The organism is Sphingomonas sp. NPDC019816, assembly GCF_050274375.1.
GTDB lineage: Bacteria > Pseudomonadota > Alphaproteobacteria > Sphingomonadales > Sphingomonadaceae > Sphingomonas.
Genome location: NZ_JBNNOB010000086.1, coordinates 1 through 15,942, shown reverse-complemented (window position 1 = coordinate 15,942; position 15,942 = coordinate 1). Strand labels below are relative to the sequence as shown.

Below are 15,942 nucleotides of genomic sequence, written 5' to 3'. Positions count from 1 at the left end.
GCTGATCGAGGCGTGCCTCGAACTCATGGCCTCGGACGCGATCGTCGCGATCCAGGACATGGGCGCGGCGGGCCTGACCTCCTCGAGTGTGGAGATGGCGTCCAAGGGCGGCGTCGGCATCGAACTCATCATGGACGATGTGCCCCAGCGCGAAGATGGCATGACGGCGTATGAAATGATGCTGTCGGAAAGCCAGGAGCGGATGCTCATGGTGCTGAAGCCGGGCCGCGAGGATTTCGCCGAAGCGATCTTCCGCAAGTGGGAGCTGGACTTCGCGGTCATCGGTCACGTCACCGAAACCGGGCGTATGGTCCTGCGCCACAAGGGTGAAGTGGTGTGCGACATCCCACTCGCGCCGCTGGCCGACGATGCGCCGCTCTATGATCGTCCGCATGTCCCGACCAAAGTTCCCGCCGCAATCACCTCGCCCGGTTGCCAGGACCCGGCGGCGGACCTGCTCAAGCTGATGGGCTCGCCCGACATCGCCTCGCGCCGGTGGATCTGGGAGCAGTATGACCATATGGTTGGCGGCGACACGGTGCAGCGCCCCGGTGGCGACGCCGCCGTGGTCCGGGTCCATGGCACGCAAAAGGGGCTCGCCATGAGCACCGACTGCACGCCCCGCTATTGCTATGCCGATCCGGTCACGGGCGGCATGCAGGCGGTGGTCGAGACCTGGCGCAACATCACGGCGGTCGGCGCCAAGCCGCTCGCCATCACCAATTGCCTGAACTTCGCCAACCCGCAGCGGCCCGAGATCATGGGCCAGATCGTCGGCTGTCTGGAGGGCATGAGCCAGGCGTGCCGTGCGCTCGACTACCCGATCGTGTCGGGCAACGTCTCGCTCTACAACGAATCGAAGGCGACCGGTGGTGGCTCGGCGATCCTGCCCACGCCTGCGATCGGCGGCGTCGGCCTGATGGCGGACTGGTCCAAGTCGGCGACTATCGCCTTCAAGGGCACCGGCGACGTCATCGTCCTGATCGGCCCCCCCAAGGGCGAGATCGGCCAGTCGCTGTGGCTGCGCGAGGTCCACGGGCTCGAAGGCCGCGACGCGGGTCCGCCGCCGTCGATCGATCTCGATGCCGAACGTCGCACCGGCGATCTCGTGCGCGAGTCGATCACCGCCGGCCATCTGACCGCCGTGCATGACGTGTCGGACGGCGGCGTCGCGGTGGCGGTGGCCGAAATGGCGCTGGCCGGCAATATCGGCGCGCTGATCCAGTTCCCGGCGACCGGCGAGGCGTGCCGCCAGCTCTTCGCCGAGGATCAGGGCCTCTATATCGCCACGGTCGAGGATACCGCGCTGATCGACTTCCTGGCGAACGCGCATCAGGCGGGCGTCGAGGTCGAGCGGATCGGTCGTACCGCCGGCAGCCGCCTGATCTTCGAGCGGGAAGACGGCGATTTCGTCGTGGCGCTGGACGATCTGCGCCGTGCCCATGAGGGCTTCTTTCCCGCGCTGATGGGCGCCGACGCCGCGCTCGCCTAACCCTCCGACGGAGCCTCGGCCCGCTGCCGGGGCTCCGCGCAGGACCGCAATATGGCATAGCCGATCCCGGCAGCGAGCAGCGATGCGACCAGCACGCCCAGCGAAGCCGCCTCGCGCATCTCGCCCCCGCCAAAGGCCAGGCCGGCGATGAACAGTGAAATGGTAAAGCCGATTCCGGCCAGCGCGCCGACGCCAATCACCATCCGCCACGTCACATGATCAGGACGCTGGGCCAACCCCAGCCGGCTGGCGAGCCAAGTAAAGCCAAGGAAGCCCAGCGGCTTGCCCACCACCAGCCCCGCCACCACGCCCAGCACCAGCGGGCTGCCGATCATATCGATCAGATCGGCCGAGAAATGGATGCGGACGTTAGACAGCGCGAACAGCGGCAGGACGACATAGTTGACCCATGGCGTCAGCACCTCGATCAGGCGGCTGCTCGCCTCGCGCGTCGCCGATGCCATTTCATGAAGATAGCCCAGACGCTCCTCAGCCCGTTTGCGCAGTTGGCTTTCCTCCTCCGCGTCATCCGTCCGTTCGGCCGCGTCATGCGCCCGCCGGAACGCATCCACGCGCGGCTGCACCCGCTCGGCGAAACGCGCCTGGTCCAATCGGGGCGCGACCGGCACCGTCAGCCCGATCAGCACGCCCGCGATGGTCGCATGGATACCCGACTCCAGCACACCGCCCCACACCGTCACCGCGAGCAGCACATAGGGGACGGTCGAAATCCAGCCGAGCCGGCGTAACCCGATGATCCCGCCCAGCCCCACCACCGCCGCCGCCACGCCGCGCGGGTCGATCGTATCGCTATAGGCAAAGGCGATCACCAACAGGCCGCCGACATCGTCGACCGCCGCGAAGGCCAGCATCAACGCCCGCAGCCCCGCCGGCAACCGGGTGGCGAATAGCGCGATCAGCGCCAGGCCGAACGCCGTATCCGTCGTGATGACGCTGCCCCAGCCCGGTGCCGCCGGCGTACCGCTCGCCACCGCCAGATAGAGGGCGACCGGAACCAGCATGCCGCCGATCGCCCCGGCGAGGGGAAAGGCCGCCGTCCGCCAATGCGCCAGTGGCCCCAGGACCATTTCGCGCTTCACATCCGCCCCGACGATGACGAAAAAGAGCGGCAGCAAGGCATGGTCGATCCATTCGGCCAGCGTGTGCGTAACCTCACGCGCTCCAAACCCGATGGTCAGGGGCGTATCCCAGAAGCGCTCGAACCCGCCCGACCACGGACTGTTGGTGAACAGCAACGCGATGATCGTCGCGATCAGCAACGGCCCGCCCGTGACCTCGCTGCCCGCGAAGAACGGCTCGATCTTGTGCAGAAACGCCGAAGCGGCGGGCGAGTGATGCGCCCGGGCGGTCACCCGACCCGTCAGACGTGGAGATAATCCCATGCAATGGCAATGCTTTGCATCGACCCCGGTTGCATCGCCGCGCCGCAACGGTAAGCCATCGCGACCATGGGAGCCGCCATTTGATCGACCATTCCCCTTCCCCGCCCGTTCCATCGGGCGATCGCGGGCGGCTGTTGACGCTCGATGCCTTGCGCGGTGTGGCGGTCATGGCGATCCTGCTGGCGAACATGCCGGGCTTCGCCTTGCCCGATCCGGCCTATTCCAATCCGCGTGCCTGGGGCGGTGATCGCGCGATCGATATCGCCGTCTGGGCGCTGACCGAGATTTTCGTCAACGGCCGCATGCGCGGGTTGTTCTCGCTGCTGTTCGGCGGGTCGATGTTGCTGATGCTGCAGCGTGCGGAGGATGCCGGCGAGAATGGCGCGACGCTTCACCTGCGGCGGATGGCGGTGCTGTTCGTGCTGGGCATGATCCATCTAAGCTTCATTTGGACGGGTGACATCCTGGCCCATTATGCGCTGGTCGGCACGATCGCGCTGGGGTTCGTCGACATGTCGGCGCGAAGGCTGCTGGTCCTGGCGGTCGTCCTGACGGGCTTCTCGATGGCGCTCGGGGCGCTCGACTGTCTCGGCCTTTTTGCGGCGGCGGCGCGCGACACCCCGCAGGCGGTGGCCTTGTGGAACGCCTATCAAGCCGCCTTCGGCACGCCAGGACCGGCGGTGCTCATGCCGGAAATCATCGCGATGCGCGGGTCTTGGGGCGACGCCACCGCCTTTCGCCTCGCCAATAACGGCAATCCCCTGCTCGACCTGATCAGCATCGGGCCTGAAACGCTCAGTGCGATGCTGCTCGGCATGGCGGCGCTTCGCTCGGGCTTCCTGACCGGTCAGTGGTCGCGATCGACATATCGACGCTGTGCTGTCCTGGGGCTCGGCATTTCCCTGCCCGCCTATGCGGCGATGGCGGCGATGGTCATGGCCAGCGGCTATGACGTGCGAGCGGTCGCCCTGACGCAACTCTTCCTGCAAGCGCCTGTCCGTCTGATCGGCACGATCGGCTATGCAGCTTTCGTCCTGCTGCTCGTGCGGCCCGGCGGATGGTGGACGACACGGATCGCGGCGGCCGGGCGCATGGCCTTCACCAACTATATCGCGACGAGCGTCGTCATGACCTTCGTCTTCTATGGCCATGGCCTAGGGCAGTTCGCCCAGTGGCACCGCGCCAGCATCTATCTGCTGATCCCCGTCGCATGGGCGCTGATGCTGGCCTGGTCCAAGCCGTGGCTCGACCGCTTCGGACAGGGGCCGCTGGAGCGGCTATGGCGTGTGACGGCGCGAACCGGCCTATCGGGGCGGTAAGTTTATTGTGCGAATAGGTTGCAATATCCTTGCGATCCACTCTCATTAGCGGTATTGAGGCGGCGCTGCTGAGGAGAGCGTCTTGGTCGTCTGCGTCTGCAATGCCATCCGGGAATCCCAGGTCCGCGAAGCCGCACGGGCGGGATCGATGACCCCGTGTCAAATGTACCGCGCACTGGGTCGCCAGCCGAAATGCGGACAGTGCGCGATGGTCGCCCGCGCCATCATCGACGAGGAACGCGCGGCCGCCTGAGGCTCCCCGCGAACTTTACGCTTGCATCGAAACGATCCCTTACCCTAAGGGCAACCCCCTGTCGGGGAGTGGCGCAGTCTGGTAGCGCGCCTGCTTTGGGAGCAGGATGTCGCAGGTTCGAATCCTGTCTCCCCGACCACAAATCAAGCACTTAGCAGTAGCGCGGAAGACCGGTTTACAGCCGGTTTGCACACCTTCGATTTTTGTCGCCGCGATCGGCTTGCCCAACTCGACCACCACACGCGCCTGATCGACATATTTCGATCGGATCACGGCGACCTCTTCCGATCGCCATCCAAGGATGTCGGCGATCTGTTGATCGGTCAGCCCAGCCATCATGCAGCGGCTCGCGACCGTCCCGCGAAGGTCGTGGAAATTGCGGTCGACCTTGCTCGCCAGCTTGGTATCGTTGAACCGGCTGCCGAATTCCGACGCTGTCCATGACTCCCATCGACTATGCGACAGGATCGTTTTGGGCAGCGGCTTCCGCTTGTCGGGCTGGCGCGCGGCCATCACCGCAGCGTGGCGAGCCTTGATTGTCTCTAGGATGGTGGTCACGCCGTCGAGTAACGGGATACTGAGGCGGAAGATTTCTCCGGTGCAAAGCCGAGCGTTATGCGGAGGCCGGGGCGAGTATTGACAATCTCCAGCGACGCATCGAGCCGCGATGCGGCGGAGCGGACGATGGCGAGGCCCAGGCCGCTGCCCTCGCTGTCGCGCGCAGTCGACAGGCGGGTGAAGCGCTCGCCAAGCCGGGCAAGATCGGCGTCGGGCAGACCGGGGCCGTCATCGGCCACGACGATCCGGGCACCCTCACCGTCTTCGCAAAGGATGGCAAGCGTCACTTGGCCACCGCGCCGATTGTAGCGGATCGCATTGTCGACCAGGTTCGACAGAATCTCGAACAACAGCGTCCGGTGGCTGGCGATCACGATGTCGGCGGGCGCATCCAGATGGATCTCGACGTCCGCCTCCACCGCCTGTGCGATGCGGCGGTTGATGACGGCGACGGCGACCTCACGCAGGTCGACTCGCTCGCGTGGTGGCGCGCGGCCCGCCTCCTCGGCACGCGCCAGCGCCAGCAACTGCGTCACCAGATGCTCCAGCCGGTCGGCTGCATCCGCGATCTCGCTCAGTGCGGTCGGACTGCCTCGCCGCGCCAGCGCCACTTGAACCTTGAGGACCGCCAGCGGCGTGCGCATCTGGTGCGAAGCGTCCGCCGTAAAGCGCCGCATCCCGGCGGTTGCGCTGTCCAGCCGGGCGAGCAGATGGTCAAAGGCATCGGCGAGCGGACGAAGCTCGATCGGTAATGGTCCGGTATCCAACGGTGACAGATCCGGTGTCGCGCGCGTGTCGCGCGCCGCGACTGCGCCACGCAGGCCCGCCAAGGGACGCAAGCTCCAGGCCAACGCCGGACGCATCAGGAATAGCGCCACGCCCACCAGCAAAAGTTCGCCGAGCGCCAGCGCGACCATCAACCGCCATTGCAGCGCCCTCCGGCCGTCCAGGGTCTCCGCCATCTGCACCACCACGGGCGCGTCGATACGGGGCAAGGCACGGCGCACCTCTGCGATACGGATATCCTGGCCGCGATAGCGGGCGAAGCGGAAGCGCGGCGCGTCCAGTGCCAGTTCCGCGATATCGGGTGCGGGCAAGTCGGCATAGCCGGTCAGCAGACGTCGCCCCACCGCTATCCGGTAATAGACATTGTCACGCTCGCTATTCTCCAGCATCCCGAATGCGGCGGCCGGGAGATCCAGCGTCACCTCGCCACGCTCCACCTGCACGGTCTCGGCCACCGCGCCCAGCGCTCCGCCGAGCACGCGGTCGTTGGTGCGACGGACCACATCGGCGATCAACGTCGCGCCCGCCAGACCAAGAAGCACCGCGATCGCCAGCAGCGGGGCCAGCATCGCCGCGAGCAGCCGGGTGCGCAGCGCCAGCGCACCGCTGCGCACGTCCTTATTGAGCATCGAGCATATAGCCCACGCCGCGCACCGTGCGGATCGCCGGACCATCGGGGGCCAGCTTGCCGCGCAGCCGCGTGATGTTCACCTCGATCGCATTGGGGCCGACCGGTTCGTCATAGCCGAACACCTCGGATTGTAGCGTCTCGCGCGGCACGATCTGTCCGGCCCGGGTCGCGAGCGCGTCGAGCACCGCCCATTCGCGCCGACGCAGGTCGAGCGTCCGCTCGCCCACTCGCGCCGTGCCGCGTGAGCGGTCCAGAACCAGGGTTCCGAGGACGAGTTCGGGCGTCGGATCGCCCCCGCGTCGCCGCCCCAGCGCGCGGATCCGCGCCTCCAGTTCCTCCGGCGCGAAAGGCTTTCGGAGGTAATCGTCTGCACCCAGATCGAGCCCGCGCACCCGGTCGTCCAGCGCGTCGCGCGCGGTCAGCATCATCACCGGCACCCGGTTGCCCTGCCGCCGCAGCGTCTGGAGGATCGTGAAGCCATCGATGTCCGGCAGTCCGACATCGAGCACGACCAGCGCATAGGGCTCGCACGCCGCGACCGACAATGCATCCTGGCCGGTCGCGACATGATCCACGGCGTGCCCTGCGGCGCGAAGTAACGCGACGTTCCCGCGCGCCAGCGCTGCATCATCCTCAACAATCAGAATTCGCATCGCACGAGGCCTCCGTGAAAGGCGGATGACAGCTTGCACGCATAATCCACGTTATCGAGCTTACCCGAACTCAGAGGCGGGAAGCGAGAGGACCTGAACGATGCGAACGCTTATTCTGTCGATGCTGATGCTGGGTGCCATCGCGTCCGGCCGCGCCGATGCGCAGCGCCCATCCGGTTACCCCCGCTCCTACGACGCGCTGATCGCCGAAGCGCGGGGCGAGCGCGTGGTGCGTGTCTATGGCAATGCCGATACCGCCGCGATGCAGCCGCTGATCGCCGCGTTCCGGCGGGCCTATCCGGGCGTTGCGGTCCGCTATGACGATCTGGAGTCGAGCAGGATCTATGACCGCGTCGTCACCGAAACGCGGAGCCGCACGCCCGGAGCCGATCTGGTATGGTCCTCGGCGATGGATTTGCAGGCCAAGCTCATCAACGACGGCTATGCGCAAAGCTATCTCAGCCCCGAAAAGCCGGCTTTGCCCGCTACGGCGATCTGGAAGAACATGGGCTACGGCGTCACCGCCGAGCCCGTCGCCTTCGTCGTCAACCGCCGCCTGATTTCCGCCGCGCAGGTACCGCGCACGCACGAGGCGTTCGAGCGGCTCCTGCGATCCCGCCGCGCCGAACTGATGGGCAAGGTCGCGACCTATGACCCTGCGCGATCCAATGTCGGTTATCTCTATCTGACCGAGGATTTTGCGATCACCCGCGACACCCGCTCGCTGGTGCAGGCGATCGCGGCGACCCGACCCATGCTGTCGCGCACGACCGAGCCGATGCTGGACGCGGTATCGGCGGGGCGGGTTGCCATCGCCTATAATGTGGTTGGCCCCTATGCCCTGACCCGGGCGATGCGCGACCCGAACTTGCACGTCATCTTCCCGCGCGACTACACGATTATCGCCTCGCGGGTCGCCTTCATCGCCCGTGACGCCCGGCACCCCGCTGCGGCGCGGCTGTTCCTCGACTTCCTGCTGTCGCGCACCGGACAGACTCTGCTCGCCAAGCAGTGGCTGTTGCCGGTGCGCACCGATGTCCGCGCCCCGCGCCTGTCGCCCGAACAGCAGCGCCCGATCCGGGTCGGACCGCAGCTTCTCGTCAATCTCGACACGATCAAGCGCCGCCGCTTTCTGGCCGACTGGCGCGCCACCCTTGCCCAAGAGGTTTCCAAGTGATGATCCCGATCAGAACCGGCACCGCGCTGGTCGCCTTGCTGACCGCCACCCCCGCCCTCGCGCAGACCCCTAGCAGCGACGATCTGGCCGCGCTCGTCCGCCAGCAGGCTGCCGAGATCGCGACCTTGCGCGCCCGCCTCGATCGCCTGGAGGGGGCTGCCGCGCCCGCCGCCGCTCCGGTCCCACTAGCCGGAACCACCCCCGCCGCCGCCCCGCCTACGCCGGCGCCCGCGCCGCAACTGGCCCAGACCGATCCGAGCTCGCGCGACACCGTCACCCGCCCCTTCGCACCGCAGCTCGTGCCCCCTGGGCCCGCCGAGCGCGACGTATTCCAGGCGCAGCAGGCCAATGCGGCGGGCGTGACGACCGAATGGGGTGCCGGCCTGCCGGTCTTCCACTCGGCCGACGGCATCTACACCTTCAAGCCGCGCGGCCGCATCCTGACCGATGTCAGTTCCACCTTCGGTTCGGCCTATGACGGGCGCAACATTACGACGACGGGTATGCGCGCGCTGCGCCTGGGTCTGGAAGGTGGGGTCGGCACCCATTTCTTCTACCAGTTCGAGTCCGACTTTTCGGAGAACGAGGTCGATGTCGTCACCGCGTTCATCGGCTGGCGCAATCGCATCCGACCGGGTCTGGATTACGATGTGCGTGCCGGGCATCTGTTCAACGATCGCGGATTCGAGGGCGCGACCGGTTCGGACTCGACGCCGTTCATGGAGCGCACCGTCGTCTCCACCGCGATCATCCCGCAGCGCGGCTTCTACGGCGTCGGCATCATGCCGCGATTGTTCTGGAAGACCGGCCATGCCTCGCTGACGCTGACCGGCGACCGGATCGACGGCAACCAGGCGGTCAGCGACAGCCGCACCGTGCTGGGCCGTGCGCACTGGAACCCGGTCAAGAACGACAACTCGGTCCTGCATGTCGGCCTGTGGGGTTTCGACGAGGCGCTGTCTTCGGCGGCGACCACGCTGACCCGCAACACCGTGATCGGCGGCCGCTTCAACGGCGCGCTGCGCGTCTCGACCGGCGCGCTGCTGGGCGGGCGCAGCACCACCGGCTATGGCGCGGAACTCGGCGGCTATGTCGGCCCGGTCTGGGTCATGGCCGAGGCGGGCGAGCGCCGCGCGCGACTGACCGGCGGACGCCCTGATTTCCTCAGCAAGGCGTGGAGCCTGTCGGGCGGCTGGTTCGTCACGGGCGATCTGCCCCCCTACAATCCGCGTCTCGGCAGCTTCGGCCAGCCGCGTGTCCTGAAACCGATCTTTGAGGGCGGACCGGGTGCGATCGAATTGACCGCGCGCTACGAAAACCTCGATTACACCAGCCTGCCGACCGGCGGGCGCGGCTGGGCCGCGACGGCGGGGGTCAACTGGTACCTCAACAGCTTCACCCGGCTCCAGTTCAACTGGGTCCATTGGGACACCGACAATCGCGCGGGCGCCTTTATCGGCCCGGACAGCGGCGAGACGATCGGTACCCGCATCGCCGTCACCTTCTAAACACCCCTTTCTCCTCTCTCGGAGCATCCTTCGATGGATCTTGCCCTGCTCGGCTTCCTGATGGTCGCCACCTTCATGACGCTCATCATGACGAAGCGGATGACCCCGCTCGTCGCGCTGATCGTCGTGCCCACCGCCTTCGCGCTTCTTGCCGGTTTCGCCGGCGGCGTGGGCGACATGATGATCGACGGTATCAAGAACCTCGCGCCCACCGGCGTCATGCTGCTGTTCGCCATCCTGTTCTTCTCGATCATGACCGACACCGGTCTGTTCGACCCGCTGGTCAACCGGTTGCTGCGCGTGGTGCATGGCGACCCGATGCTGATCCTGATCGGTACGGTCGTGCTGTGCGCGCTGGTCAGCCTGGATGGTGACGGGTCGACGACCTACATCATCACCATCGCCGCGCTCCTGCCGCTCTACAAGCGCTACGACATGAACCGGCTGTACCTGTGCTGCCTGTTGATGACGACCAGCGGCATCATGAACCTGACCCCCTGGGGCGGCCCGACCGCACGCGCGGCCAGCGCCCTGAAGCTCGATCCCGCCACGCTGTTCCTGCCGCTGATCCCCGGCATGATCGCGGGGCTCGCCGCGCTGATCGCGCTGGCCGTCTGGTTCGGCCGCAAGGAGCGCCACCGCATCGGCCATGTGAAGGCCAACGAGCCGACCGCCTTCACCGGCATGGCCGTGTCGCAGTTCCCCGAGGCGCGCCGCCCGCATCTACGCTGGTTCAACGGCGCACTGACCCTCGCGCTGATCGCCGGGCTGGTCACCGGCATCCTGCCGCTGTCGGTGCTGATGATGCTGGCCTTCGCGATCGCCATGATCGTCAACTATCCGCAGGTCGGCGAGCAGAAGGAGCGCATCTCCGCCCATGCCGGCAACGTCCTGTCGGTCGTGTCGCTGATCTTCGCCGCCGGTATCTTCACCGGCATCCTGTCGGGCACCGGCATGGTCGAGGCGATGAGCAAGGAAGTCGTCGGCTTCATCCCGCCGGCGCTGGGGCCGTACATGGCGCCGATCACCGCCGCGCTCAGCCTGCCCTTCACCTTCTTCATCTCCAACGACGCCTTCTATTTCGGCATGCTGCCGATCCTGGCCGAGGCCGGCGCCCATTATGGCGTGTCGCCGATGGCGATCGCCCGCGCCTCGCTGATGGGCCAGCCGGTCCACCTCCTCAGCCCGCTGGTGCCATCGACCTATCTGCTGGTCAGCCTGGCCGGAATCGATCTGGCCGATCATCAGCGCTTCACCCTGGTCCCCGCCGCCGTGGTTTGTGGGGTCATGACGCTGGTCGGGATGGCGGTGCTCGCCTTCCCGCTGATGGGCTGATCCGATGGCACTGCTCTGGCAGCATATCGCCGCCGACTTTTCCGCCATCGGCTCGCCCGCCGCCCTCGCGGCATTCGTCCAGGTCGTCCTGATCGACGTCCTGCTTGCCGCCGACAACGCCATCGTGGTCGGCGCGCTGGCGGCCGGGTTGCCCGCAGCGATGCGGCGCAAGGTGATCCTGGTCGGCGTCATTGCCGCCTTGGTCCTGCGCATCGGCTTCGCGCTGGTCGTCACGCAATTGCTCCAGATCGTCGGTCTAGTGCTGGCGGGCGGCCTGTTGCTGGTCTGGGTGGCGTGGAAGATGTGGCGGGAACTGCGCGCCGGTTCGGAGGAGGACGAGCCGCTCGCCGAGCAGGCGCCGCGTCGCTTCTGGTCGGCGGCCTGGGCGGTCGCGGTGGCCGACGTATCGATGAGCCTCGACAATGTCCTGGCCGTCGCTGGCGCGGCGCGCGACCATCCGGGCATCCTCGCCATCGGCCTGATCTTGTCGGTCGCCCTGATGGGTCTTGCCGCCAATGTGCTCGCTCGCGTGATCGAGCGCTATCGCTGGTTCGCCTATGTCGGCCTGCTCGTCATCCTGTGGGTCGCAGGCAAGATGATCTGGGAAGGGCTTACCGATCCGGCGCGCGGGCTCCTCACCCTGTTCGCCTGACGCGTCCTCGTCTCACGCACCCCATCGGGAGAAAAAGCCATGACCCGCAACGCAATGCCCTTGATCCTGCTGCCCGCCATGGGCTGTGACGGACAGCTCTGGGCCAGACAGGTGGTCGCCCTCAGCGATACCACCCATCCCATGCTGGGCGACCTGACCGTCGACGACACGCTGGAGACCATGGCCGCGCGCGTGCTGGCGCACGCACCGCCGCGCTTCGCGGTCCCCGGCGTCAGCCTGGGCGGCTATGTCGCGCTGGAGGTCATCCGCCAAGCCCCTGAACGGGTGGAGAGGGTCGCGCTGTTCGGCACCCGTGCCTCGATGCAGATGCGGCCTCGGACGGTCGCGGAACAGGGCATGCTCGCCACCGCACCTCATGCCGACCCCCTGCTCACCCCGATCGTGAGCGGTCCCGTGCAGGCGATGGCCGAGCGCGTCGGGGCAGCCGTGTTCGAGCGCCAACAACGCGCTCTGCTTGCCCGTCCCGACATCACCCCCGCGATCGAAGCGGTCCATGTTCCGGCGCTGGTCGCGGTGGGTGACCGTGACCGCATCTGCCTACCCGCCGACGCCCGCGCGCTATCCCTGCAAATTCCGAACGCGCGCTTCCATGAAATTCGCAACTGCGGGCATCTGGCTCCGATCGAGCGCCCTGGCGAAGTCACCATGCTTTTGAGGGAATGGTTGCATGGCTAGTACAGCCATGCGCTTCGCGAGCCTGGCGCTCCCGATCTGACATGATCCTTCGTCCGCCAAGACAATCGCCTCTGTCCGATAGGGGATCGTTTAGCGGCCCCACCCCGGCCGGTCGCCCCGTGCGGGCACGGGCGGCGACCTTCGTCGTTCGCGTCAGAAGCGGGGCGATAATAGCCCACCTTCCGGTCGGCTCATGGAACTCAGGTCGGGAAGGCCGCCCCCGACCATCTCTAAGCAATGGTCGAGAATGGCACTCCGCCGATCGCAGTCAGCGGCGGCGGCATTGCATTGGGCGCGTCAGAAGCCTGCGTCACCCAGGGTAACGCGCGTGCGAAACCCTCTGTCAACGGCGTCCTGGCTAACGCTTCCCCGCATTTGTTGCGCAAAGAGCCGGACCAGTTTGGATCCCAGTCCAGGTTGGGCACCTTCGGGACACCCCACCCCATCGTCTGAGACGGTAATCACCATCTCGGAGCCGGTCCGCGTTATCGCGACTTCGACGACGCCGCCGCGTTCGCCGGGATAGGCGTATTTCAAGCTGTTGGTCACCAGCTCGTTGACGATCAGCCCGATAGAAATCGCCATCGAGCCGGGGACTTCGATCGGGTCACACGCGACGCGCACCGTGATCGGACGAACATCGCCAAGTAGTTCATCCAGCCCCCGGCATAAGGTCGCGATATAATCGGAGAGGTCCACACGGCCGCCCGCGTCGACGCCGCGCAACCGTTCCTGCGCACGGGCGACGACGAGCACGCGCGCGTTGGCGGCATCGAGCGCCTGGCGTACGTCGGGATTGGAGGCGGCCCTGCTCTGCAACTGGATCGCCGAGCTGATGATGGCGAGGTCGTTCTTCGTCCGGTGCGCCAGTTCGAGCAGCAGCAACGCCTTCGCCCGTTCGCTTTCGTCCAGCCGGGCGATCGTCCGCCGCAACGCCTCCGTCATTGCCGCCATGGCGAAGCCGACCAGCACGAACAGACCAAGCGCGATCGCATCCTCGGCTTCAATCCACAGGGAGAAACGCGGCGCGATGAACAGATGGGCGGCGAGAATGGCGCTCAGGATCGTCGCGAAAATACCCGCGCCACGATCGTACAGCAATCCGCACAGGAACACCGCCGGATAGAAGAGCAGGACAGGGAAGCCATCAAGCGCCCCATCCAAGGCATAGCGGATCGCGGCCGCCAGCACGACGATCAGCGTGCTGACGGCATATCGCCGAGCGGTGCTCGGTCGCGGCGCGGATAACAGCCGGAGCAGGATAGTCTCAGCGATCATCGTCCCTGCCCCATATCGCCACGCCCGTCCGCCTTCCTTACGGGGCAATCGCTAATCTAGATTATTATCGGTGACCAGCCCACTCCAGCATCAATCCGATCCGATAATGGCCGGCGTTATATAATAAGCCGGTCATGCCCGCATCGGCACCCCATTAGACAGGCATCGCATCCGGGACGAACGTCTCGCGGGCGCCCGTCATCTCCCTCTCGGCATAGCGGAAATAGCCGAAATCAGCCGGTCGACCGGTTCCGGCCATATCCTGGCAGGCCATGCCGACGAACGTCCCCGTGAAATTGGGCAAACCCGGCAGTGTGGCTTCGTCCGACAACAGGCTGGCGTCGAAACATTCGGGCAGCCAGGTCCATGCCTTCTCTCCCTCGCCCCGGAAGGCGAAACGCAGTTCCTCATGCTCGGCCCGGACGCGCATCGCGATGGCACCGGGGGGTGCGGGTATCGCCGGCCCGAGAAGGCTCTGGCCCTCGCCGATCGGCAGGACCGACAGCAGCTGGATCTGGCGGGTGCCGTCATCGGCGGCGGTCACGTGGAGAAACAGATATTTGGTGCTGTTGTAATAGCACACCAATCCCGCCGCCTGCTGGAAATGCTCGGGCTCGAATATGACCAGCGTTTCCGCGTCATAGCAAAAGTCGGTCACCCGCCGCGCGACAAGCGCCTGGGTAAAATGGCTGCCGATCGTCTCCCGCCCGAACAGCCGCAGATATCCCGCCCGTTCGGTCAGGCTGAAGATATGGGAAGGATGGGGTGTGCGAAGCCATTGGAAGGCCGAAGGCAGTACCGGCGTCTCGAAGTCATCATGCACCGCGAGGGGTGGCTTATGCTGATATGACGGCTCCTCTGCGCAGCGCAGCCAACCATCCGCGCCCCATGCCATGCGCCGGATCGCGGTCTCGCGGCCCAGGACGCACCGATCACTTTGCGGCAAGGGGCGCCCGCAGAGATAGGCCATCCACGTCTCACCCTCCGGTGTCTCCACCAGATCGCCATGGCCGGTACGCTGAAGCCTGGCCCCCGGCGTGTCACGAGCGGTCAGGACCGGGCCATCGGGGTGGGTTTCATAGGGGCCGAACAGGCTGCGCGCGCAGGCCATGACGACGGCATGGCCCCGCTCTGTTCCCCCTTCCGCGACCAACAGATGATACCAGCCGTCCCGCTTGTAGAGATGCGGCCCCTCGGTAAAGCCGAGTGCCGTTCCGTCGAAGATCTTGCGTCGGGTGCCGAGCAGGCGACCGCTTCCCAAGTCCATTTCCTGCGCGACGATGCCCGCGAAGCGGCGCCGGCCGGGGCGGTGATCCCACAGCATGTTGAGCAGCCAGCTACGCCCGTCATCGTCATGGAACAGGGCGGGGTCGAACCCGCTGCTGTTGAGGTGGACCGGGTCGGACCAGTCGCCATCGATGCGTTCGCTCGACACCCAGTAGTTGTGAAAGTCGCGCAGCGATGCGCCCTTGGCACCGTCGACGGTCGTGCGACCATAGCGCTTCACATCGGTATAGATGAGGTGAAACCGGCCGTCGTGATAGGTCAGGTCGGGGGCCCATACCCCACAGCCATCGGGATTGCCGCGCATGTCGAGCTGGCTCGCCCGCGAGAGCGGCCGGGCGACCAGCGTCCAGTTCAACAGATCGCGACTATGATGGATCTGAACCCCCGGATACCATTCGAAGGTGGAGGTCGCGATATAATAGTCGTCACCGACGCGCACGATCGAGGGATCGGGATTGAACCCGCGCAGAATGGGATTGGCAGAGGTCATGCGGGTTTGCGCACCAGGGTCCAGAGGAGAACGGCGCCGGCCAGATCGAGCAGGCCAAGCAGGATGAAGAAGGGCTGATACCCGACCTGATCGACCAGCGAGCCGAGCGTCAGGGTGAAGAGCAGGACGCCCAGATTGGCGGCGGTACCCGATACGCCGGTGGCGGTCGCGACCTGATCCTGCGGAAACAGGTCCGAACAGAGGGTGATGACGGTCACCGACAATGTCTGATGGGCAAAGCCGCCCAGGCACAGCAGCGCGACGGCCGCCACCGGGCTGGACACGCTGCCCACGAACATCATGCCGGTCATCAGCACCGCGCCCAGCGTGAAGGCCCCGGGGGGTGTGGCGATCCAACTCACACCCCACCATCTCCAGGAAGCAAAAACAACCAAGCCCAACAAACAAAACAAACCAGCAGACA

At 66.3% G+C, this 15,942-nt stretch carries 14 protein-coding genes and 1 tRNA gene; 9 read left to right on the top strand and 6 right to left on the bottom strand.

What is annotated here, in order from left to right:
* Positions 1–1,492 (top strand): phosphoribosylformylglycinamidine synthase subunit PurL (gene purL / locus ACQKJZ_RS12800; protein WP_427731425.1); only part of this gene is annotated, 1,492 nt, incomplete at its 5' end.
* Here purL and nhaA read toward each other — a convergent pair.
* Positions 1,489–2,865, bottom strand: coding sequence for a Na+/H+ antiporter NhaA (nhaA, locus tag ACQKJZ_RS12795; RefSeq protein WP_427731424.1), 1,377 nt, complete (start codon positions 2,863–2,865; stop codon positions 1,489–1,491). The genes purL and nhaA overlap by 4 nt on opposite strands.
* 110 nt (positions 2,866–2,975) lie before the next feature.
* On the opposite strand from nhaA, the gene ACQKJZ_RS12790 reads away from it, so the two are divergent.
* The 3 genes from ACQKJZ_RS12790 to ACQKJZ_RS12780 all read left to right on the top strand — a co-directional run bounded on the left by ACQKJZ_RS12790 (position 2,976) and on the right by ACQKJZ_RS12780 (position 4,606).
* Complete coding sequence (locus ACQKJZ_RS12790; protein WP_427731423.1) at positions 2,976–4,214, top strand: DUF418 domain-containing protein; 1,239 nt, start codon at positions 2,976–2,978, stop codon at positions 4,212–4,214.
* 82 nt (positions 4,215–4,296) lie between these two features.
* Positions 4,297–4,467, top strand: a complete 171-nt coding sequence (locus tag ACQKJZ_RS12785; RefSeq protein ID WP_427731422.1) for a (2Fe-2S)-binding protein — start codon at positions 4,297–4,299, stop codon at positions 4,465–4,467.
* Positions 4,468–4,529: 62 nt separating this feature from the next.
* A tRNA-Pro gene (locus tag ACQKJZ_RS12780) sits at positions 4,530–4,606 on the top strand.
* Between the two features lie 415 nt (positions 4,607–5,021).
* On the opposite strand, the gene ACQKJZ_RS12775 is transcribed toward ACQKJZ_RS12780, so the two are convergent.
* Together ACQKJZ_RS12775 and ACQKJZ_RS12770 are read right to left on the bottom strand one after the other, a co-directional pair.
* Entirely contained in the window at positions 5,022–6,440 is a 1,419-nt protein-coding gene (locus ACQKJZ_RS12775) for a sensor histidine kinase (RefSeq protein WP_427731421.1), read from the bottom strand.
* Entirely contained in the window at positions 6,430–7,095 is a 666-nt protein-coding gene (locus tag ACQKJZ_RS12770) for a response regulator (protein WP_427731420.1), read from the bottom strand. The genes ACQKJZ_RS12775 and ACQKJZ_RS12770 overlap by 11 nt, the downstream gene beginning before the upstream one ends.
* 100 nt (positions 7,096–7,195) lie before the next feature.
* Here ACQKJZ_RS12770 and ACQKJZ_RS12765 point away from each other — a divergent pair, with 100 nt between their 5' ends.
* The 5 genes from ACQKJZ_RS12765 to ACQKJZ_RS12745 are packed head-to-tail and all read left to right on the top strand — an operon-like array spanning position 7,196 to position 12,463.
* Entirely contained in the window at positions 7,196–8,272 is a 1,077-nt protein-coding gene (locus ACQKJZ_RS12765; protein ID WP_427731419.1) for an ABC transporter substrate-binding protein, read from the top strand.
* Entirely contained in the window at positions 8,272–9,780 is a 1,509-nt protein-coding gene (locus tag ACQKJZ_RS12760; RefSeq protein WP_427731418.1) for an OprO/OprP family phosphate-selective porin, read from the top strand. The genes ACQKJZ_RS12765 and ACQKJZ_RS12760 overlap by 1 nt, the downstream gene beginning before the upstream one ends.
* Before the next feature lie 33 nt (positions 9,781–9,813).
* A complete protein-coding gene (locus ACQKJZ_RS12755) occupies positions 9,814–11,115 on the top strand; it encodes a CitMHS family transporter (RefSeq protein WP_427731417.1) in 1,302 nt (433 codons plus the stop codon).
* 4 nt (positions 11,116–11,119) lie between these two features.
* Positions 11,120–11,767: a YjbE family putative metal transport protein gene (locus ACQKJZ_RS12750; RefSeq protein WP_427731416.1), complete on the top strand. Its 648-nt coding sequence runs from the start codon at positions 11,120–11,122 to the stop codon at positions 11,765–11,767.
* A 39-nt stretch (positions 11,768–11,806) separates the two neighbouring features.
* Positions 11,807–12,463, top strand: a complete 657-nt coding sequence (locus ACQKJZ_RS12745) for an alpha/beta fold hydrolase (RefSeq protein ID WP_427731415.1) — start codon at positions 11,807–11,809, stop codon at positions 12,461–12,463.
* A 297-nt stretch (positions 12,464–12,760) separates the two neighbouring features.
* Here ACQKJZ_RS12745 and ACQKJZ_RS12740 read toward each other — a convergent pair whose 3' ends face one another.
* The 3 genes from ACQKJZ_RS12740 to ACQKJZ_RS12730 form a co-directional block, all read right to left on the bottom strand.
* Positions 12,761–13,741, bottom strand: a complete 981-nt coding sequence (locus ACQKJZ_RS12740; protein WP_427731414.1) for a sensor histidine kinase — start codon at positions 13,739–13,741, stop codon at positions 12,761–12,763.
* A gap of 154 nt (positions 13,742–13,895) precedes the next feature.
* Complete coding sequence (locus tag ACQKJZ_RS12735) at positions 13,896–15,518, bottom strand: glycoside hydrolase family 43 protein (RefSeq protein ID WP_427731413.1); 1,623 nt, start codon at positions 15,516–15,518, stop codon at positions 13,896–13,898.
* The gene (locus ACQKJZ_RS12730) at positions 15,515–15,919 is read right to left on the bottom strand and encodes an MFS transporter (protein ID WP_427731426.1); all 405 of its coding nucleotides are present in this window, start codon (positions 15,917–15,919) and stop codon (positions 15,515–15,517) included. Before ACQKJZ_RS12730 ends, ACQKJZ_RS12735 begins: the two co-directional genes overlap by 4 nt.
* Positions 15,920–15,942: the final 23 nt, after the last annotated feature.